The organism is Paenibacillus sp. J31R122 (assembly GCF_056269185.1).
The window spans coordinates 73999-92010 of sequence record NZ_JBWDNM010000020.1 but is presented as its reverse complement, the minus strand read 5'-3'; the positions used below and the strand labels follow the sequence as shown (position 1 = coordinate 92010).

General features: G+C 42.9%; 15 protein-coding genes. 1 reads left to right on the top strand and 14 read right to left on the bottom strand.

What is annotated here, in order from left to right:
- Nucleotides 1–292: 292 nt before the first annotated feature.
- Nucleotides 293–1849 (bottom strand): stalk domain-containing protein, encoded by a 1557-nt coding sequence (locus AC0YN7_RS26300; protein WP_475812981.1) that lies wholly within the window; start codon nt 1847–1849, stop codon nt 293–295.
- Nucleotides 1850–2028: 179 nt separating this feature from the next.
- Nucleotides 2029–2475, bottom strand: coding sequence for a GyrI-like domain-containing protein (locus AC0YN7_RS26295; protein ID WP_475812980.1), 447 nt, complete (start codon nt 2473–2475; stop codon nt 2029–2031).
- A 264-nt stretch (nt 2476–2739) separates the two neighbouring features.
- Here AC0YN7_RS26295 and AC0YN7_RS26290 point away from each other — a divergent pair, with 264 nt between their 5' ends.
- The gene (locus AC0YN7_RS26290) at nt 2740–2877 is read left to right on the top strand and encodes a hypothetical protein (RefSeq protein ID WP_475812979.1); all 138 of its coding nucleotides are present in this window, start codon (nt 2740–2742) and stop codon (nt 2875–2877) included.
- A gap of 551 nt (nt 2878–3428) precedes the next feature.
- On the opposite strand, the gene AC0YN7_RS26285 is transcribed toward AC0YN7_RS26290, so the two are convergent.
- From AC0YN7_RS26285 to AC0YN7_RS26230, 12 genes are all read right to left on the bottom strand, one after another.
- Nucleotides 3429–5231: a carboxypeptidase-like regulatory domain-containing protein gene (locus AC0YN7_RS26285; RefSeq protein ID WP_475812978.1), complete on the bottom strand. Its 1803-nt coding sequence runs from the start codon at nt 5229–5231 to the stop codon at nt 3429–3431.
- A gap of 884 nt (nt 5232–6115) precedes the next feature.
- A complete protein-coding gene (locus AC0YN7_RS26280; RefSeq protein WP_475812977.1) occupies nt 6116–6517 on the bottom strand; it encodes a hypothetical protein in 402 nt (133 codons plus the stop codon).
- A 426-nt stretch (nt 6518–6943) separates the two neighbouring features.
- On the bottom strand, nt 6944–7765 hold the full coding sequence (locus tag AC0YN7_RS26275; RefSeq protein WP_475812976.1) for an ankyrin repeat domain-containing protein: 822 nt from the start codon (nt 7763–7765) through the stop codon (nt 6944–6946).
- Nucleotides 7766–7977: 212 nt separating this feature from the next.
- Nucleotides 7978–8130 (bottom strand): pentapeptide repeat-containing protein, encoded by a 153-nt coding sequence (locus AC0YN7_RS26270; protein ID WP_475812975.1) that lies wholly within the window; start codon nt 8128–8130, stop codon nt 7978–7980.
- A 276-nt stretch (nt 8131–8406) separates the two neighbouring features.
- Complete coding sequence (gene tatC, locus AC0YN7_RS26265; RefSeq protein WP_475812974.1) at nt 8407–9165, bottom strand: twin-arginine translocase subunit TatC; 759 nt, start codon at nt 9163–9165, stop codon at nt 8407–8409.
- 43 nt (nt 9166–9208) lie between these two features.
- Nucleotides 9209–9463, bottom strand: coding sequence for a twin-arginine translocase TatA/TatE family subunit (gene tatA / locus AC0YN7_RS26260; RefSeq protein ID WP_475812973.1), 255 nt, complete (start codon nt 9461–9463; stop codon nt 9209–9211).
- A 251-nt stretch (nt 9464–9714) separates the two neighbouring features.
- Nucleotides 9715–9930: a hypothetical protein gene (locus AC0YN7_RS26255; RefSeq protein ID WP_475812972.1), complete on the bottom strand. Its 216-nt coding sequence runs from the start codon at nt 9928–9930 to the stop codon at nt 9715–9717.
- A gap of 28 nt (nt 9931–9958) precedes the next feature.
- On the bottom strand, nt 9959–12082 hold the full coding sequence (locus tag AC0YN7_RS26250; protein ID WP_475812971.1) for a hypothetical protein: 2124 nt from the start codon (nt 12080–12082) through the stop codon (nt 9959–9961).
- Between the two features lie 75 nt (nt 12083–12157).
- Nucleotides 12158–14125, bottom strand: a complete 1968-nt coding sequence (locus AC0YN7_RS26245; protein WP_475812970.1) for a family 10 glycosylhydrolase — start codon at nt 14123–14125, stop codon at nt 12158–12160.
- A gap of 27 nt (nt 14126–14152) precedes the next feature.
- Entirely contained in the window at nt 14153–15031 is an 879-nt protein-coding gene (locus AC0YN7_RS26240; RefSeq protein ID WP_475812969.1) for a carbohydrate ABC transporter permease, read from the bottom strand.
- A 17-nt stretch (nt 15032–15048) separates the two neighbouring features.
- A complete protein-coding gene (locus AC0YN7_RS26235) occupies nt 15049–15906 on the bottom strand; it encodes an ABC transporter permease (protein WP_475812986.1) in 858 nt (285 codons plus the stop codon).
- Between the two features lie 131 nt (nt 15907–16037).
- Nucleotides 16038–17723 carry an extracellular solute-binding protein gene (locus AC0YN7_RS26230; RefSeq protein ID WP_475812968.1) on the bottom strand — a complete coding sequence of 562 codons (1686 nt, stop codon included), beginning with the start codon at nt 17721–17723 and terminating at the stop codon, nt 16038–16040.
- Between the last annotated feature and the right edge of the window lie 289 nt (nt 17724–18012).

Here is an 18012-nt window from a genome sequence, read left to right as displayed (position 1 = left end):
GCTTCTACGCAAAGCTTTCACCGTACGCAGGCATCCTAGCTACATGGGGGCTTGGCCCCTCCCATGACCGGACTTTCACCGGCTAGAAGATGCGTGCTTCTGGGCACGCGCTTAATAATGAAAGGAGCAGCTGCCGTAGCAAACTGCTCCTTGTTTTGTTCAACTAACGTTTCCCGTTAACGTAATAAATCAGCACTTCTACTTGTGATACGGTTCACCGTATTGCTGCTTAATATAATATTTTGGAGAAGATTGAAGTTCGATTTTCATGACTGGATTATAACTCTTTGTATTACCTTCCTTGCTGATGATTCAGTTTCAATGTGCCCACGATCTCATTTAATTCCTCTTGTGCATTCTCTAAAATGTCTTCATTTGCCGAAGTCGTAATCTGGTAGAAATGCCCTTCCACCTCAAAGAAAATCGCTGTGCATACAAAGGCTTTCCAACCATCTTCCATTTTATGAAAAACCAACTTTTTCGCAGGATACCCTTGGAACGTCTCCTCTGTTTCTTCCATAACGTAGGTTTCGGGGTCCGTTAGTAACTGCGTCTTGGTATCCTTATAAAACGCATCCAAATTCATGCCCGAAGTCAGTTCTTGTTTAGAAACCTCGCTTACGACCAATGTGCTCCAACTAAAGGTTTTAATCGCCAATTCAACAAATTTAGAAGGATCTTCAGTAGCAGTCCATTTGCCATAGGCGGTGACTTCTACGGTGCCATCGAAGGAAGCAAACACCTGCTTGCTTCTGATAATAGCTAATTTTCGGCTATCGTCCCATTCAACTTTAGCATCTAAGGACTCTGCTAAGAACCGCAATGGCACGAAGGTACTGCCTGATACGATTGTCGGTGCTACAGCAAGCGATATCGGCTTTCCGTTAACTTCCGCACTTTGCTGACCAACTTGCATCCTTATCGTAGTGCCAACTTTTTCCCCTATGATGGTTTGGCTATCTTCGATCCATGTGACCTTTAAACCAAGTTTTTCGAATAGGACTCGAAATGGAACCATTGTTCTTCCCTCCATAATAAAAGGAGGAACATCGAAAGCAACTGACTCCGCATCGAGAGAAACTTGAATCTCCTCTGGCTGAGTCTCATCTTTGTTATCCAATTCTACAATGACGCCATTGTTCTCTAGTTTTTTTACAACCTGACTCGCTTGCTCATTCAGCGGGTTGTTTGCCAAAGATACTTCTCTTAGATTAGGTATTGTTTCGAGCACTTCAATATCCCGGATGAAGTTATCGTCCAGATAAAGATACTCCAATGTAGGGTGATTTTTTAACGGCGTCAAGTCTTGAATTTTATTTCCACTCATGATGATCCATTCTAACTTTAATTTCTGAATGGGACTTAGGTCTGCCAATTGATTGTTGCTGGCAAGAAGATCAGTCAGCTTGCGTAAATTCTTCAGTGGCTCTAGACTCTTAATCTTGTTACCGTCAACAACTAGTTTTTGCAGAGAACTTAACCCGGATAGCGGTGAAAGATCCGTAACTTGATTCCCGTCAACAGCTAAAAACGTCAGTTTTTTTAATTTACTGATCGCTGTAATATCCTTTATATTTTGGCCGGGCAGAAATAAACTCTGCATGTTGACGGCATATCCAAGTCCTTGCAAGTTGGTAATTTTATCTTTTATATCTTCTGGATATAAAGATTCCAACTTCTGTAAATCACCAGGATTCAACTCTTTACCTGGCGACAGCTTTAATTCCGTTCGAATGGCTTTCGCCAAAGCTGGGTCCGTAATGACGGATGCAGCCCAAACGGATGAGATCGGTATGAGAACGAAAACCAAACAAAACACGATAATCTTTTTTACTAATTGAGTAGGCAATGATAGACTCTCCTTTAAGCAACTCGAATTGGTCCTTCATGTTTTTTCGGATATCCATAGTTGTGCCGTTACCACAGATCAGGAGTGCCACCCGTTAGCGGAACAAGCAACCTTTTTAACTATTCGGCAGTTTGTTGTTTCACTTACCGAACTATCGTTCCTCGTAAGCTCTGAATAAATCATTGTACAGGGATTAGAACTTCAGCCTCGTCAGGCCAAGTTGGATTTTCAAAATGGTATATCTCTAATGCCAGGGCTCGCTTGTCATTTTGTTGGCCGTTTGCATCCAAATAGTTATGTATGACTTGATATGGGTCATCTTTGGATTTTACTTTCGCATAACGATGTGGAGGAATCGTAAAACCGATCATTCCTTCGGGCACATCCAAAAGTTCCTCGACTTCCATACAAATCAAGTAAGTAAATAGAACCTCTGTAGAAAAACTTGGACTAATATATCGTTCAGGATGGATGGTCTTGCATATTTCATCTTTGCGTTTGTAAAACTCATGCTTCATTGCTTCCACTCTTTCGGGTAGGTGTCTTTGAAAAGAAGATGTGACATACAAACCTACAAGCTTTATCTCTGGCAATTCAAGCAGTTGAACTTGGTTTTCGGGGTTCATTAGTAATCAATCCTTCCATGCTGTGATACATTAGCACTATACATTCGAGGAAAACAAACTAATATCCTTTATTTTCAATTGCAATATTTAACATTTCCCCCTAAAATTTTTAGTTATTTAAATAAAATGAGCTTTTTAGAAGCAGCGGTAAGACCACCCTAGAAGTGGTACTGTTATTATTTCATTCACCGAAAGTCCTGTCCGGTTCTCCGAACTGTCTGTAACGGCAAGTTTTCTTCAGATGATGAAGGAGTGGTTGAAACCGTGGAAAATACCTTATATCGAATCATTGCCTGTTTAAAAGGTGTAGCACAGGAGATGCAAAAGGAGGACACTGAAGAACTTGTGGTTTTAACGGAGCAGCTAAAAGAGTACGAAACAAAAGACGCCCCCTATTCCTAATTATTGAGAATAGGGGGCATCTTTGCCTGTCTAGGGAGGCCTTTATGACTGGTATCTTACTTCAGACCCGAGGATGATGCTACGTAATACCCGTGCCTATGTTTGAGTTCACTGTAATTTGCTTCAATACAAATGCTATTCTAATCATGTACAGAAATGCTTATATAATAATGTACAACTTTGACGAGATGAACCACTGTTCTCAAAGGAGAGATGAGTATGTACATCACGTTGAATGTTCGAACAAACATGGAGATTCGTAGTTTACTAGATTTGCCTAAACTTAAATCATTGATGGAAAATCTGAATATGAAAATCATTAAAAGCCAGTTAGCATGATAGCTAGAGGTGGATAGACGTTATTCCCCTTCTTGCCTTTCACCCCTTACCATCCGGGAAAAATTCTGCGAATATGCGATCATTCGTGAGAAAATCATTTCGTACCATGGGAGTTCATAGCCGGTCGTTTGGTCTTTTCGTACAGATCATTTTACAATACGAGGTCTTGACCAATCATCGAGTTGAGGGCTGCTGTCTAACACTTGCTTCTATTAATTCTCTTTCTTGTCTTTCTTGTCTTTCTTGTCTTTATCATCCTTATTGTCTTTAGACACTATAACAATTGCTGATGCTATTGCAGTATTTCCCGCCTTATCGGTTACGGTATAAATTATCGTATATTCACGTTCCGAGCCTTTTCCTGAATCCTCAGCACGAAGATCGAATGCCGTATCGTATGTACCATATTCAGCATTTTGAATATCGATAAATTTATTTCCAGAACCAGAAGAATGATTAACTTCACTGGATGTAATTGAAGTTAATTGTATGCCTGCTATTCCTGATCCAGCATCTACGCCATCGACAAAGGCATGGATTTGAATCATTTTATTGTTAACGGGTGATAGGGCGTATCGATTGAGAGTGAGCTGCAGCGTTGGAGAAGTTTTGTCGATATTCACTACAAGCTGCTTTTGTTGTTCCGTGTTTCCGGCTTGGTCCGTACTTCGATACAGAAGAGTATTCACTCCTTCCTTCAATATCGTAATGACTCCATCATAATCCGACCATGTTCTTCCATTATCAAGACTGTACGCTATATATTCGATTCCGGATAAATTGTCGTTTGACGATAATGAAACGTGAACATCGGAATTATACCAATTGCCGTTGCTTGCACGTTCTGACACCGTTGCTTCAGTGACAGGTGCTGTTTTATCCAAACTAACATAGATCGTGCCCGTCCCTTTCAATCCGGCAGCGTCTATGGCAGAACCCGTTATAGCTTGATCGGCTCCTTCGGTTGACACTAAAAACGGAGGATCAACCACAGGCTCTGCGTCTTCGTCAAAAGCATGAAAAGATACCCATACATTTTTGTTGTACCAACCATTATAATCAGGAGCTCGTTCTTCCATGGCAATGACGATTGGAGGGTTATTTTTGATAAGCTTCAGTGACAACCGATATACCCCACCATTAATTTCTATATTCTCTTCTGCCGGCATATAGCCTGGAGCTGTTACTCTAAGTGTATACGCCCCACCTTTAATGACATCCGAAAAGAAGTAATTTCCTGTTTGAAACAACGGAATATCCGTGCCTGCTAATTCGAGAACCGCGTCTTGAATCGGGATATCTGACTCATCGGTAACATCCACTTCAAGGCGTCCATTCAAATATGTACCAGGATGCATATCGAATACTTGCTGATTGATGACTTTGTGATTACCCGAATGTAGTTCAACTACGTTCTCCAAATTATTATTGTAAATTAGACTAAACTGATTCACGCCGCGAGCAGAATTGAATTCTCCCGGAATGATGGACATTGTATAGTTGCCTTCGGAATCTGACCATACGTCAGCGATGTTAATCCGTCCACCGCGTCCAAGGTAGACACTCAAGCTTATCGGATAATTGATAACAGGCGTTGCAAACTCATCTACATAAGTGATTTTCCCTGTTATGGTCGTTTTCTGTTCTGGTATTTGAAAGTTGAGAATTTCAGACTGTACTTCGAAGACTACAACATTTCCTTTAACATTTAAGATAGCCGAGACGGCATCACCCAACGTCTTGCTATAGGAAGGGATGGCATATGCTCCTTCCTCATCTGTAGTAGCTGATGCAATAAAATGAAAACCTACATTCGGAGAATATGCTCCGACTTGAACCGTTGCGCCTTCAACGGGCTGCCCGACTTCATCGGTTATTGTTCCTTGTAAAGAACGAACTACTTGATCACCACCTTCATTGGCATAACTAATGTGCGTATTTGTTGTCATGAAAGCAATGATAATAATCAAGATAATTGCAAGCTTTCCCCTTCTCAAATCATTTGTTTGATTCATCCATACCCCTCACTTTCGGTAATAATATATTAAGAACCAAATGTTCTCAATAAAGAATATCATATTAGACTAATTTTTGTAAGACTTGAATGATTTTGCGATGTTTACTTAGTGGCAGACTTTGTGGGATATGTACAGACTTAAATTGTGGTTATTGGTGAGGGTGGTTATGGAGGCTAAACACTCCTTAGTTAAATTGGGTAACCACTAACTTCCAATTTCCACATACACTTTTACTTTCCTGCCATGAGTCCTATGAAAAACTATAACCTTCTTGGCGCTCTATTGCCCATATGACTACATTTGCACTCGAAGATCATTCATATGATCAGGTCTCCTTCTCAACATCTTTAATTAAAATAATTCCCGCTGCGCCATTAGAGGCACCAGCAGGGATTATATTAATTGTTTATAACATTACTTTCATTAACGTTATTCATAAATCATCTTATCGTATCTAAGAAAACGTACAAGTATAGTAACCGTTTCAGAAAGTGTCAAATTATTCTTTGGATCCAGTTTATCCTTGGCTACATCTTCAAGTAAGAGTACCGTCCTTATCGAATAAAATACCTCTCACTGGATAGCGCATCTTGTTAGCTATTAAATCCGACATTACCATCTCCCCTATATTAAATTGAAGTTAAACTAAACATCTTTCCAGACCAGCAGACTCGTAGCAGTAAGCCCTCAAATAACGTCCGATTGGGGATCATCCTTCTCAGCAATCAGCTTCGCGGTTATGATTCCTGTCGCGACACGAACGATTTTGACTCTAACGTTAGAATATTGAGGGTTATGATTTCCCTCCTCATTTATGCATTTTTTCTCATTTGTTCAAAAAAATTTGTATGATTAATTGAACAAAGAGTATTGCTTTCATATCAATGATGGAGGAAGTGAACAGTTTGGTGTTCGAAAACGAGGAAAATATGCAAAAGAAAAATATGCAATATGAACAACGGCTGCGGATCAGAAAAAATATTATCGAAGCCATAGCGGAAACGATGGATTTGTATGGCGCCACTCAAATTAATAAAACCGAATACTGCACAGAGCAGCCAAAATTTTTTTACTCCGAAATTCTTAAAAGTTAAGAAATATCCAGTAATACCAAAAGTAACTGATAGGGGCACACATAAGCCAGAGAAAAACCAAAACCAGCCCTCAAATGATAATCCACCAGCAGACATGTTAGCAAATATAGTTATAAATAAGCTACTAATCACACTCAAAATAATGCCATAAAAAAAACCAATAATAGTCTGGTGTAATTTACTACTCATGATGAGCTCCTCCTCCAGATTATTGTAGATATAACGGGAAAGATTGCGTGGTGGCGTTCGGCTGATTTTTCTGGGCTCTAACAATTACCGATATGGAAGGGGAGTACTATAAATTTTAGAACTAATCAACCGCAGAGAAGAGGGATATAATCTTTGATTAGATAGAATCATGGTGATGAGTGACAATGAATCGAAAATATGCTTGGGTTAATGTTATCCGCAGTACTAATTGGAGTCACAGCTGTGTTTGGGATTATTGCTGGCTTATGGTTCACCAGAACCTCTTCAACGAATGATATGCTTGTCGCAAAGTGAGGTAATATCTTAAAGTTTGATTTAATTTATTTTCTCATCGAATATACTAATCATTTAATCCCATTTCATCCAGAATTTTCTTCACATATTTTTCAACCCTTGACTGATCATTCACAATTCGCCGGCAGATTTGGCTCCTAGACTACGCAGCCACTGCACCAGATCCGCGGCGGAACTACGTTGCGCTGCGTCCAGTGGGGTCAATCCATTCCAAACCGAAATCCAGTTCAGTTCAGCACCTTGGTCGAGAAGGTACTCTGCAGAGTGGCGCTGTCCGCCGTGGCATGCGCACCAAAAGGCGACGGTAATCTTATCCGGAGGTGTAGAGCAACTTGCTCCCCAAGGGTATCGATCCGAAAGTGTAGCTCCGGCGAAGTAGGCCTCAATTGCATCTATCTGTCCTAGCGCAGCCGCATGCCAGAGTGCGAACTGAGCTACTCGTTTAACTAACATATGTGCTGCCCGCCACTGTGCGAATGCCACTGCATCGTCTAGTGGTGTGCCACCGGCGATCACCGCACCTGGCGCTTCGATATCGGCGCCAGCATCAAGAAGCGCGTCAAGAACTTCAATGTCATCGCAGCTCGAAGCCCAATGAAGTGGTGTCTCGGTGTGCGATCCAGTGAACCGAGCGTTCACCTCCGCACCGAATTCGACTAACGTACCCACAGTAGCCGCACCGTTAGGAAAGTGTCCAGGCCAGTCGGTCACCACATGCAACAGTGTTCGAGACATTGCGTAACTTTTTCCTTCGTTATTATTCTCTCTTCCGATGATTCTTGCCGTAGCCAAGCCCGGAATCTCTTCAAGAAGTCGCTTCAACGATGGGATATCTCCAGTTTGAATCGCTTTAACAACGGTTACAGCCAGCGTTTCATCTTCGTAAATAAAGTCCAAGTCCAGATCTCCTCTCACATATATGATCAGTTCCATGCCTGCCCTCTCTGTCTCATGCAACATCAAAAGCATTTTCATACACTTCGTAACAGATTGTGCAGATGCGTGAGCCATTTACAAATAAGTATTTTCCACCATCGTTCATCCAAATTCCCAACTCCAAAATGACGGGCAGCTAGGAGCCCGTCAGGCGTTCAAGTATCGTTTCCCGTTAGCTTAACGACTCATGGAAGGAGCGGAATTCATCCTCAAGCCATACCTTCATGATGAATTCGCATACCATGTAAACGACTATCAAATATTTTAGCTCCTTCTAGATTAACATCCCTCATGACTGTACCCCGTAAGTCAGAATTTTCTATTTTTGTTTCTGAGAGATCAACCCTCACTAAGGTTTTCATTTTCTCTTGTACTTTACTTGTATCTGTGCCGTAAAATAATGAATCAATAGAACACTTTAACAAATGGGATATTTTTGGTAGTAAGTTTATATCTGAGGCCGCATCTAATATCAGAGCCGCTCACCACCTTTCCATTATATTTATATCATTACATACGATTTGGAGAGATAGCAATGTAAGAAAAGTTGAATCAAAAACAACCTTAGGTTGAGGAGATATACTTTAGTACATTTTATAAAAAAAACGCCCGCCCTATTATAGGACAAGCGTAAATGATTATGCGATATCGAGCCTGGAATCCAGCGCCCTATCCTCTGCCTGATGTTTGTGATGTACCCGGGATGAAAGTATGACACTGAACTCATAAAGTAAAATCATTGGAATCGATACTAATATATCAGATATCAAATCGGGCGGAGTTACTAGCGCGGCGATAAGAACAAGGATCAGGTATGACACTTTCCTCATTTTCTTCAACCTTCTTGGAGTCAAAATGCCCAGTTTCGTTAAAAACAGAACGACGACAGGAAGCTCAAATAATAGAGCCATCGGAATGATAATATTGAACATAAAAGAGAAGTACTGAGAAATGCCATACGTCTCATTAAGTCCCATGTTGTGCGAAACGCTGGAAGCAAAACTGAATGCCATCGGAAAAATAATAAAATACGCAAAGGCGGCTCCAAGCAAAAACAAAAATACAGCACCTGGTATATACTTGATCGTCGCTTTCTGTTCATTGTCGCGCAGACCCGGGCGGACGAAGTCCCACAATTGGTACAAAATAAAGGGCATCGACACAGTAATAGATACGACTAGAGCGCACTGCATGTATATGCTGATCGCATCCCAGGGGGAAAAAGCATTCCATTCAATATTTTTGGCAGGCGGAACATTCTTCAAGTAGGACAATATCGGATTGACTGCTAATAATCCCCCTACGAGCGTCAAGACGATAACGATTAGGCACCAGACGATTTTTTTGCGAAGATCTCTCAAATGCTCAAAGAGAGACATGTCCTTATCAATTTGCATGCATATCACCAACTCCAAGCATCATAATTGGTAATGCCAGCGATCAGTCTGTAAGCTTTGTAGACGAGAGCTCATGGTCACTCTTTAATTCTACTACTCGAGAAGAATCGTCGTTATTGTTTACCGATTTTCTGACTGGTTCATCATCCGTAACATCCAAGATGCCGCGCGTTCCTTTCTTGAACTCACTCAGCGTTCTGCCAACAGCTTTACCCAGTTCAGGAAGCTTGCTCGGTCCAAACATCAGAAGTGCTAACAATAAAATCAATATAAGCCCCGGTATACCAATACTCGACATGTAAATCCCTCCATTATATTAGAATGTCATACTTTCCTTTATTGAATTAAAATTCCAACTCGTGAATTTGGCCGATCGGATTAGACAGCAGTTCACAACCACCTTCTCGGATGACGACGCCCTTCCCACCTTATACCAAACGTATCCGACATAATGAATGTATCAATCTGGAACGCCATATTGGGCAAAAGCAAGTAATCGGAGGAGGTTTCCATCCAATGTGCCTCAACCTCGATCATCCCCGTGCCATGTCACGGTCCGTATAAGTAGTTCTTTTCGTAGCTATGGTCTTTGAAAAATTGCAAAAACCCTTCTGCCACGGAGCTCGCAGGTATGCCAGCCTTCAAGGGACTGTTGTTCATATTTAGCACGATGATCGATTCATGTCCCTTAAGCAACGATTCGCCAGGGGGCGGCAGCTCATAGTCGGGTAACACCCACTGCAACTTCCCGTTATTGTCATCCATACCGTACACTTCTCCTCTTCTGTCCTATTTAGTCCGTTAGCGCAAGCGATGCTCGCCATCCCGGAAATTCGTTCTCGAGTACACTTCTTACTTGATTAATCTTCCAATGCAAATGCTCAGCGTCCGTCATGTAATCCATACTAGGCTCCCAGCCTAAACGGGAATCCGCCTCTACAAGAGGAATGACCGCTTGAGCATTCGCAATCTCGTTTTCGGCCAGCGTTTGCATTTCCTCCAGGATGGCAATCGCTTTGCTCGAATCCGGCTCTATTAACAGCCTTTGCTTCAACAGCCACCATTGCTTCACATGAATCGAAGTCTGCACCGCATGTGCGATAAATTGACTAATTCCAAGCTGCTTCATCGCCTGCTCCCGCTTCTTCTCTGGAGTAAGCGCTATCGCTTCCTTCATCGCTTCATTACCCTGAACCATTAGCTCCAGCATCCGTTGCAAGCTTCTTGTCTCCACTTGATACCGCGAAACTCCTAATGACTGACGCGAGGTGTCTATTGGCTTATAGGTCGTAAATACGATCTCGTTGCCGAACATCGCATGCCAGGCGACCGGCATTTTCACCTCATTCTGGAATACGAATGGGTAGGAAGAACCGACTCGGAATGGACCATACTGGTCTTCGATTGTTGGAATATAGTGTTTGATCGATTCACTCCAGCTCCGCCACGCTTCCAAGACGTGATCAAGCGCTTCATGGCTGAAATCGCGTATGGCAATCGCTTCGAATATTTGCTTAGGAGGAGGACTAGGCTGCCAATAGGTCCATTTCGTAATATCACTGACAAAGGACGGCCACCAGCCGTAGTGATGGCTTTCCATCAGACCCGACAGCCCCCAATCCGCATTCGCTTGCAGAAGAGCAGAATGCCGATTCGCCCACTGATAAGGTACGGGCTGATAGGGGATAACGCCAATATCCCAGGTTAGTCCGCCCGTATTGCTCATCGTATATAGCTTAATTCCTCTTTCCTTGGCAACCTTTGCTTCACTGCTAAAGTATTGGCCAGGCCCTTCGAAGGAGATCGTGTAATCTACGCATACGTTTGTAACATGCTCATGCTTGATCTGCTCGAACATTTCAAACGTAACAAGCAAAGTAATATCGTTTGGTAAATTTCTTATCAACTTCAGACGATCTTCCTCAGGCGCCCATCCCCAGTTGTAAGTCCAGAACACGATATCCGCCTCTTGATTATGCTTGTGGATGACTTTCTTCAATAGATTTAGCCATTGCGGATAGTCATCGCACGGCCACCAGCCGGGGCTCGGCTTCGTCTGCGGCTGATCGGTAGGCCATTCCAGCCTGAGAACACCGGTCGTATTCGGATCTTTACTCGGAAATTCACAGGACTCACCCACGAGAATGACACCTTTGAAGCGTGGGCAAGCTTCGAATATTTTACCGTAGACAGAATCATAATATTGTTCCGCATTAAGCTCATCAGGATGTTTTTTCGAGATTAAGTAGCTATATACGTATACATCAAGACCATATAATGCTGCCCGGTCAACAAGGTAGTTAAAATCCTGATAGCCTTCCGTTGTTTTATCTACATCCTTAACAAATAATAGGATCGCATCAATGCCTGCGTGAGCCATAGCATTCAGATGGGCATCGGGATATCGGTCAAGCCCCCAGCCAGAATGCGCCATCCGTGGCGCGAAGATCGGTTCCCTCACTTTGTCCTGAGCGGAAAGGAAGGGAGCTTCTCGTAAGTTCATCAAGTCTTCGAGGAAATAGCTTCCCTGACCTACTCCGCGTTCGTCATTGCCGCATACGATTATGCACTTGTCGCTAACGACAACACGGTAGCTTCGAGCTTTACTTAAAAGCTGTCCAACAGCCGGAAGCTCTCCCTTGGTCGCGAGGACAATCATCTTTTCCATCGACTGCGAGTAATCCAAGACGTTCTTCACAATATGAAGTTTCACCGAGATATTCATGCTCACTAGTAAATAATCTTGCAGGTCTTTAGCAACGTTCATCATCAAAGGAGTTGCGTCTTCACTAATCGCAATACTCCAGTCTTGATCGATCACAACTTCATTCTCTTGAGCGATCGCTTCGACATCCCATCGATTAGGCTGATGAACAACCTCCAATCGCTTGCGAAACTCATATTTCTTTTCAGCCATCTCTTTGGATCCTCCTATGGTTAGTCAGATTATTTCCCGCTCCTTAATTCAGCAGCAAGATATGAAATAAAGACGTTAACCGATCAGTGCTTTCTCATATTCAATCGCAATCATCTGATGGCAATCAATTACAGGCACTTGATAGTGAATGGACGATCCATCCTGCACGAAAGGAATGTCCTCTAGCTGCGGTACCGAATATACGCGGCGAACAATTTCAGACAATTGAAGCTTGACGTTAATCTGATAAATCGGCGTTATATCTTCGATCACTTCTTTGTTTACTCCCCTCTTCACCGGAAAAGCATACAGAAGATGATTAATATAACGTGATTCCTTTTTCTGATGCTGGAGCGTTACAACACCTTGGGCAGGCAAATTGGTGGATAAGGTTTTATTAACGTCCAGCAATCTTTCGAGTGCATACAGCACCGTTTCCTTAACGAACAAACTGCCGTTTTCCGCATAATCTTCAAACGCATCCCAAGCTAAGTAAATGCCATTGCCGCTCTCCACCATGCCAGGCCCCGCGTCATTGCGGCTGTTCGGCGTATGAGAGAAATAATAAGCATGCAAGCTGCGGTTGAAATAAGGATCTTCCCGGTTGCCCAGTTCTACGCCCCCGTTTAATGCAACCTTCTGCCCTTGTGAATAAAAGACAAACGATCCTTCTCCAAAACTAGGCAGTGGATCATGGGGCTTATAGAAGTCTGGCTTATATGGATTGGCCTCCACCCACTCGACCCCCAGATCAAGTGCAAATTTGTCGCCCGCTGGATTAAGTCCCGATTCTCCTGTCGCAAACACCTTGCCGCCATTATCCAAATATCGTTTCAACTTAACACCGAGTGAATCTGTAATTCTGACCTTGTCTGGCAAAATAATAACTTTGTAGAGCTGAAAATCAGATTCCGTATCGATAATATTAAAAAGAATATTGCCTTCCTGCAAAATACGGTATGCGCCTGTATCCGACTGCCCCATCCTATGCTGCTCGGGTCCAGTCGACTCTAACGAAAGCAAGGCTACATCTGCTATATTTTCCACATCCGTGCACCAAGGTTCCTTGGATTCCACTTCCCGGTAGGCCTCTCCGACCATTCGATATACGATTGGATCCATAATTCCATCAGGATGCAAGTGATCACCTACAGAACAATGTGTCCCATGCGCCAGTGCCAAAGCCGATTCGAACCGAATGGCATTCGCATGCTTGTATCCGCCAAACTCACCCCAGTTCATATGGAAGCGCCCCGTCATTCCAACAACTTTCTTGCCAAACTGTTGGAAGTATCTCGCCGAAATCGGAAAATAATCATAACCCCATCCGCCGGAAGGTAGCGATTCCACTTCAATATGGCTATTCATCGCTACCATATCCCGGCGACCGCATCGGATGCCGCTGTTATGAAAAATATCGAGCCCGGGCTTGATATTCCATACCCGCTCGTTGAGCTGACTTGTGTAATTGGCGTATACCCTTTCTGCCAGGTCCATGACATCGTTCCTATTTAATGGATCTTTGCCTTCTCGCAGTAGAGTTGCCCTGCAATTATGACAATAACAAGCTTTTGGAAAAACAATATCCAAAAATAGTCCATCCGCATCGTATTTTGCAACAACTTCCTCCGTTAGTTGTAGAATATACTCCAAATAAGGGGAGTGAAAGCAGAAAGTATGAAGACCCGGCTGCATAAAGCCTGGATCATAGAGGGTATCGTCATTCTCGTTGCGAGCCAGCCACTCCGGATGCTCTAGAGCCAAATTTTCGCTTAACCCGACATTAATATAAACCGGTGTCTTAACACCAATCTCATGTGCCGCCTCAATGATTTCACCCAATAGATCGAATTTTAATCCGGGGTGCTTATTGAACTTCTGCGTGTCATAATAAGCCCAGCCGTGAAAACATTTCGCAAACACATTAATCGAATCTACATTGCCTAGCTGAAGCATTTCCTGAAACTGCTGCTTGGAAAATCGCTCCCCAATCTTAACGGTTCCATGATTATGAAAATCGAGATGTATTTGTCTGAATCGCATGATAACCTCCGCCTATCTATCGATTTTTTATTCTTTAACGCTTCCCATAACGATGCCTGTCATGAAATATTTTTGCAGAAAGGGATACACAGCGAGCACTGGCAGAGCACCTAGAAAAATCTGCGCTGCTTTAACCGTCCTATCCGAAATTTGACGCAGCATTTCCGTGTTCAAGTCTGTTAATCCTGAGAAATTTTTCTGAATCACAATGGTCTGCAAATAACTTTGCAACGGATAATGATCCGGCGAGTTCATATAAATCAGTCCATCAAACCAACTGTTCCAATGACCAACAGTCGACAACAGCAGAATGGTAGCAATTGCCGGGATAGAGAGAGGGAGAAAAATTCGAAACAGCGTAACGAAATGACCGGCACCATCTATGAATGCCGCTTCTTCCAATTCCTTGGGCAATCCTCTAAAGAAGTTGAGCAGTAAGATCGCACTGAATACTGGCACAGCTCCCGGGAGAACAAGTGCCCAAATCGAATCCAGCAAGCCAGCCGTCCTGATGACCATGTAAGTTGGAATGAGGCCTCCGCCGAATAGCATCGTGAACACAAAAAACCAGGCATATATCGTGCGTGATTTGAATTTGTGGGATTCCTTAGACAGAGGATAAGCTAACAAGATTGTTAGCACAATGTTGATTGAAACGCCTATAGCAACCCGCTTTAAGGAGATGATGAACGAATTGATAAAAGCGGCTTGTTCCATTACGTACTCATAGGATGTTGTATTGAATCCGATCGGCCACAACCGGACAATTCCCGCAGAAGCGGCAGCATTGGTGCTCATAGACAGCGCGAGGACATGGACCATGGGAAGTACGCAAAGAATAGCGATTAAACAGAGAAATGTATAATTGATGACTTGAAAACCGACTCTCCATCCGGATACCCGCATATCCTTACCCCTCCTTCCTAAAAAATACGGTATTTAGCAAAACGATAGGCCAAATAATAGGCAATGGAAATTAATATAAAGGAAACAATAGAGTTAAACAGACCAATAGCAGTCGCGGGTCCGAATTGTGCACTGATTAATCCCATACGGTATACGAACGTATCAATAATATCTCCGCTCTCATATACTTGCGGATTATAGAGTACGAAAACCTGATCAAAGCCTGCATTTAGAACACTCGCCAAGCTTAGCGTAGCCAGCAATATGATAATCGGCCTCATACCTGGCAGCGATACATGCCATGTCTGTCGCCAGCGATTTGCCCCGTCCATTACCGCAGCTTCGTATAATACCGGACTTATGCTGGTCAAGGCAGCAAGGTATAGAATGGTGCTGAAACCAACTTCTTTCCATGCATTGGTGATGACAAGGACATAAGGAAACCAATTATTGTTGCCTAGAAAATAGATAGGCTCAAAACCAAAACTCTTAACAATCTCGTTAACGATTCCGATAGAGGGCGACAATATATCAATTAGCACACCTCCCAATATCGTCCAGGACAAGAAATGTGGTAAATAGATTAGCGTCTGAATAGAGCGCTTAACGAATTTGTTTAGAACTTCGTTAAGCAGTAAGGCAACCGTGAGTGGGAAGATGAGGCCTGTCACAATTTTCATCAGGGCAATAAAGACCGTGTTTTGCAATACCTTTAACGTATCGGGCAAGCTTATTACATACCTGAAGTTATCCCAGCCAATCCATTCGGAGCCCGAAATCCCTCTAGCAGGAATGAACTTTTGAAAGGCAATGACGATTCCCAACATTGGCCCATAGCAAAATATTAAGACGAGAACTAGACTAGGTAAGATCATCAGATGCAGGGGCCAGTTCACCAGTTTTTTAGACAAAGTCGTTCACCTCCGCTGAGCTTGATAGATGCTCGAAATAAGGGGCGAGATGAGTAAGGAATTCTCCCCCTGCCCCCTTATTCGGATATAGCGATTTATTTTTTCGTTTTATACCATTCATTTACTTCAGCCAATATCTCATTGCCTCCAAGCTCCAGCCACTGCTTAGTGAAATTATCGAATTCATCCACGGAAGACTGCCCAAGTATAATCTTGGTAAATGTTTCCGCATACATCTTGACAAGGATTGGACTTTTTTGGACCATAGCGTCTAAAGGTGACGTTGTAAATTCATCATTGAGGTAGAGATTATTCGATCGGTAATATTCAGAAACCGATAAGGACTGCCCTTTATTGAATATCTGATTCCAGCCCCAATTGGTAAGATCTCCAGATTGGAACTTCAAAATTTTATCGTAAACCCCTTTATCCTCAGGGTTTAGCTTTGATGTGTCGTTAGTTTCAAGCGCATTAATGATCCTCAAGCTTTCATCTACGTTCTTGAATGCTTTATATGCTGCAATATTATTAAGCAGCCAAACCTGGTTGCCATCCTCGGGAGTAGTATTAAACTTCTCATAAATCTCGACAGACGTATTTTCATAGAATGTTTTAAGCCAGAATTCGAGCATTTTGAGAATCGCTTCGGGATGTTCAACTTCCTTCTTCACAACCCAATAGCTATCCACGCCCAATGTCACTTGGGATTTGGGAGGATTGCCGTCAAAGCCCATGATCGGAAACGCTTTCCATTCCATGGAAGGGTCTTTGTCTTTACCCGCTTGCAATGGATATAACGGGGCATAATACGGATAATACATGATCCCGATCTTACCGTTAGCAATCATCTCGAATACTTTGGTAAGATCTTTCGCTCCGAATTCCGGGTCGATTTGCTTCGCTTTAAACATTTCCTGCAGCTTAGCCAAAGCTGTCTTCAATTCAGGTTGAATGACTCCGGGGGTCAGATTGCCATCGCTAGCTTTAATCATAATGCCTGGATAAGCGTGGAAGCTGTTGAAAAAGCCTTTCAAAAGCTCAAAATCTTTATCTACCGCCAATCCATAGGTATCTTGCGTGCCGTTTTTATCAGGATCTTGGGTGGAGAACGCCTCGCTGATTTTCAAAAGATCATCCATCGTCTTTGGATCTGGAATATTTAGTGCTTTCAGCCAATCGGAGCGAATGTAAATCATCTGCGCACCTTCCCTGCTTGGACTCGTAAAGGGAATGGCCATAAGCTTGCCATCGATGGTGGCAGAATCTAAAGCCATTGTTCCCTCTTCGGTCAGCAAACTCTTCAGACCATCAGAAGCGTTTTCATTATAAACCTCCGTCAGATCGGCAATCATACCTGCTTCAGCAAGCTGTTTGAATTGCGTTGCATTTACTCGGAAGAAATCCGGGATTTCTCCGGAAGCAATCGTCAAATTCATTTTTTGCTCCCATTGACTCCAATCGACAGCCCATAAGGTATTAACTTTAATGCCGTATTCCTCTTCATAAGCACGTGTCCATACATTGTTCTCCATGGAATCTCCATCTGCAAACTTGACCGTGGATTCCAGTGTTCTCACTGTCGTCAACGTAATGGGCGGATCATACTTCCCATCATTGGACACTTTCTCTGGTTCCGCGACTTGTGATGCTTCAGGGCTGCTAGTCGTACCGCTCGCGGTTGGAGATGGTGCTGGGCTCCCTCCATTATTGCTGCAAGCAGACAATACTAATAAAACCGTCGCAAGCGTGAAACCGATCCAACGTCTGTTTCCTTTTTTCATTTCCTATCCCCCCATTATTAAATTGGTTAATCGGAGTTGCGGGTGCTCCTGACTGTTCCATCCGGACACAACCTAATTATAAGCATCTATTTTCTCTCCTAGGTAGACGCAATTCCCGTACTATTATTCCCATTATGTCATTGTGGCCAATAAAGTCCATCTGATGAATAAATGTATAGCTATTGTGTATAGTCTGGTCATTGGAACGCTTCTTGTCTTGTCCTTTTTCCAGCCAAAACTTCAATAATGATCAGAGAGTGAAGAATAGAGTGGATATTGTAGGTTCGCT

What these genes read in the sequence shown, in the direction of transcription:
- AC0YN7_RS26295 (WP_475812980.1), bottom strand. Translation starts at nt 2,475, where the DNA reads ATGAACCCCGAAAACCAAGTTCAACTGCTTGAATTGCCAGAGATAAAG.
- AC0YN7_RS26285 (WP_475812978.1), bottom strand. Translation starts at nt 5,231, where the DNA reads ATGAATCAAACAAATGATTTGAGAAGGGGAAAGCTTGCAATTATCTTG.
- AC0YN7_RS26280 (WP_475812977.1), bottom strand. Translation starts at nt 6,517, where the DNA reads ATGAGTAGTAAATTACACCAGACTATTATTGGTTTTTTTTATGGCATT.
- AC0YN7_RS26275 (WP_475812976.1), bottom strand. Translation starts at nt 7,765, where the DNA reads ATGGAACTGATCATATATGTGAGAGGAGATCTGGACTTGGACTTTATT.
- AC0YN7_RS26270 (WP_475812975.1), bottom strand. Translation starts at nt 8,130, where the DNA reads ATGAAAACCTTAGTGAGGGTTGATCTCTCAGAAACAAAAATAGAAAAT.
- tatC (WP_475812974.1), bottom strand. Translation starts at nt 9,165, where the DNA reads ATGCAAATTGATAAGGACATGTCTCTCTTTGAGCATTTGAGAGATCTT.
- tatA (WP_475812973.1), bottom strand. Translation starts at nt 9,463, where the DNA reads ATGTCGAGTATTGGTATACCGGGGCTTATATTGATTTTATTGTTAGCA.
- AC0YN7_RS26255 (WP_475812972.1), bottom strand. Translation starts at nt 9,930, where the DNA reads ATGGATGACAATAACGGGAAGTTGCAGTGGGTGTTACCCGACTATGAG.
- AC0YN7_RS26250 (WP_475812971.1), bottom strand. Translation starts at nt 12,082, where the DNA reads ATGGCTGAAAAGAAATATGAGTTTCGCAAGCGATTGGAGGTTGTTCAT.
- AC0YN7_RS26245 (WP_475812970.1), bottom strand. Translation starts at nt 14,125, where the DNA reads ATGCGATTCAGACAAATACATCTCGATTTTCATAATCATGGAACCGTT.
- AC0YN7_RS26240 (WP_475812969.1), bottom strand. Translation starts at nt 15,031, where the DNA reads ATGCGGGTATCCGGATGGAGAGTCGGTTTTCAAGTCATCAATTATACA.
- AC0YN7_RS26235 (WP_475812986.1), bottom strand. Translation starts at nt 15,906, where the DNA reads ATGATCTTACCTAGTCTAGTTCTCGTCTTAATATTTTGCTATGGGCCA.
- AC0YN7_RS26230 (WP_475812968.1), bottom strand. Translation starts at nt 17,723, where the DNA reads ATGAAAAAAGGAAACAGACGTTGGATCGGTTTCACGCTTGCGACGGTT.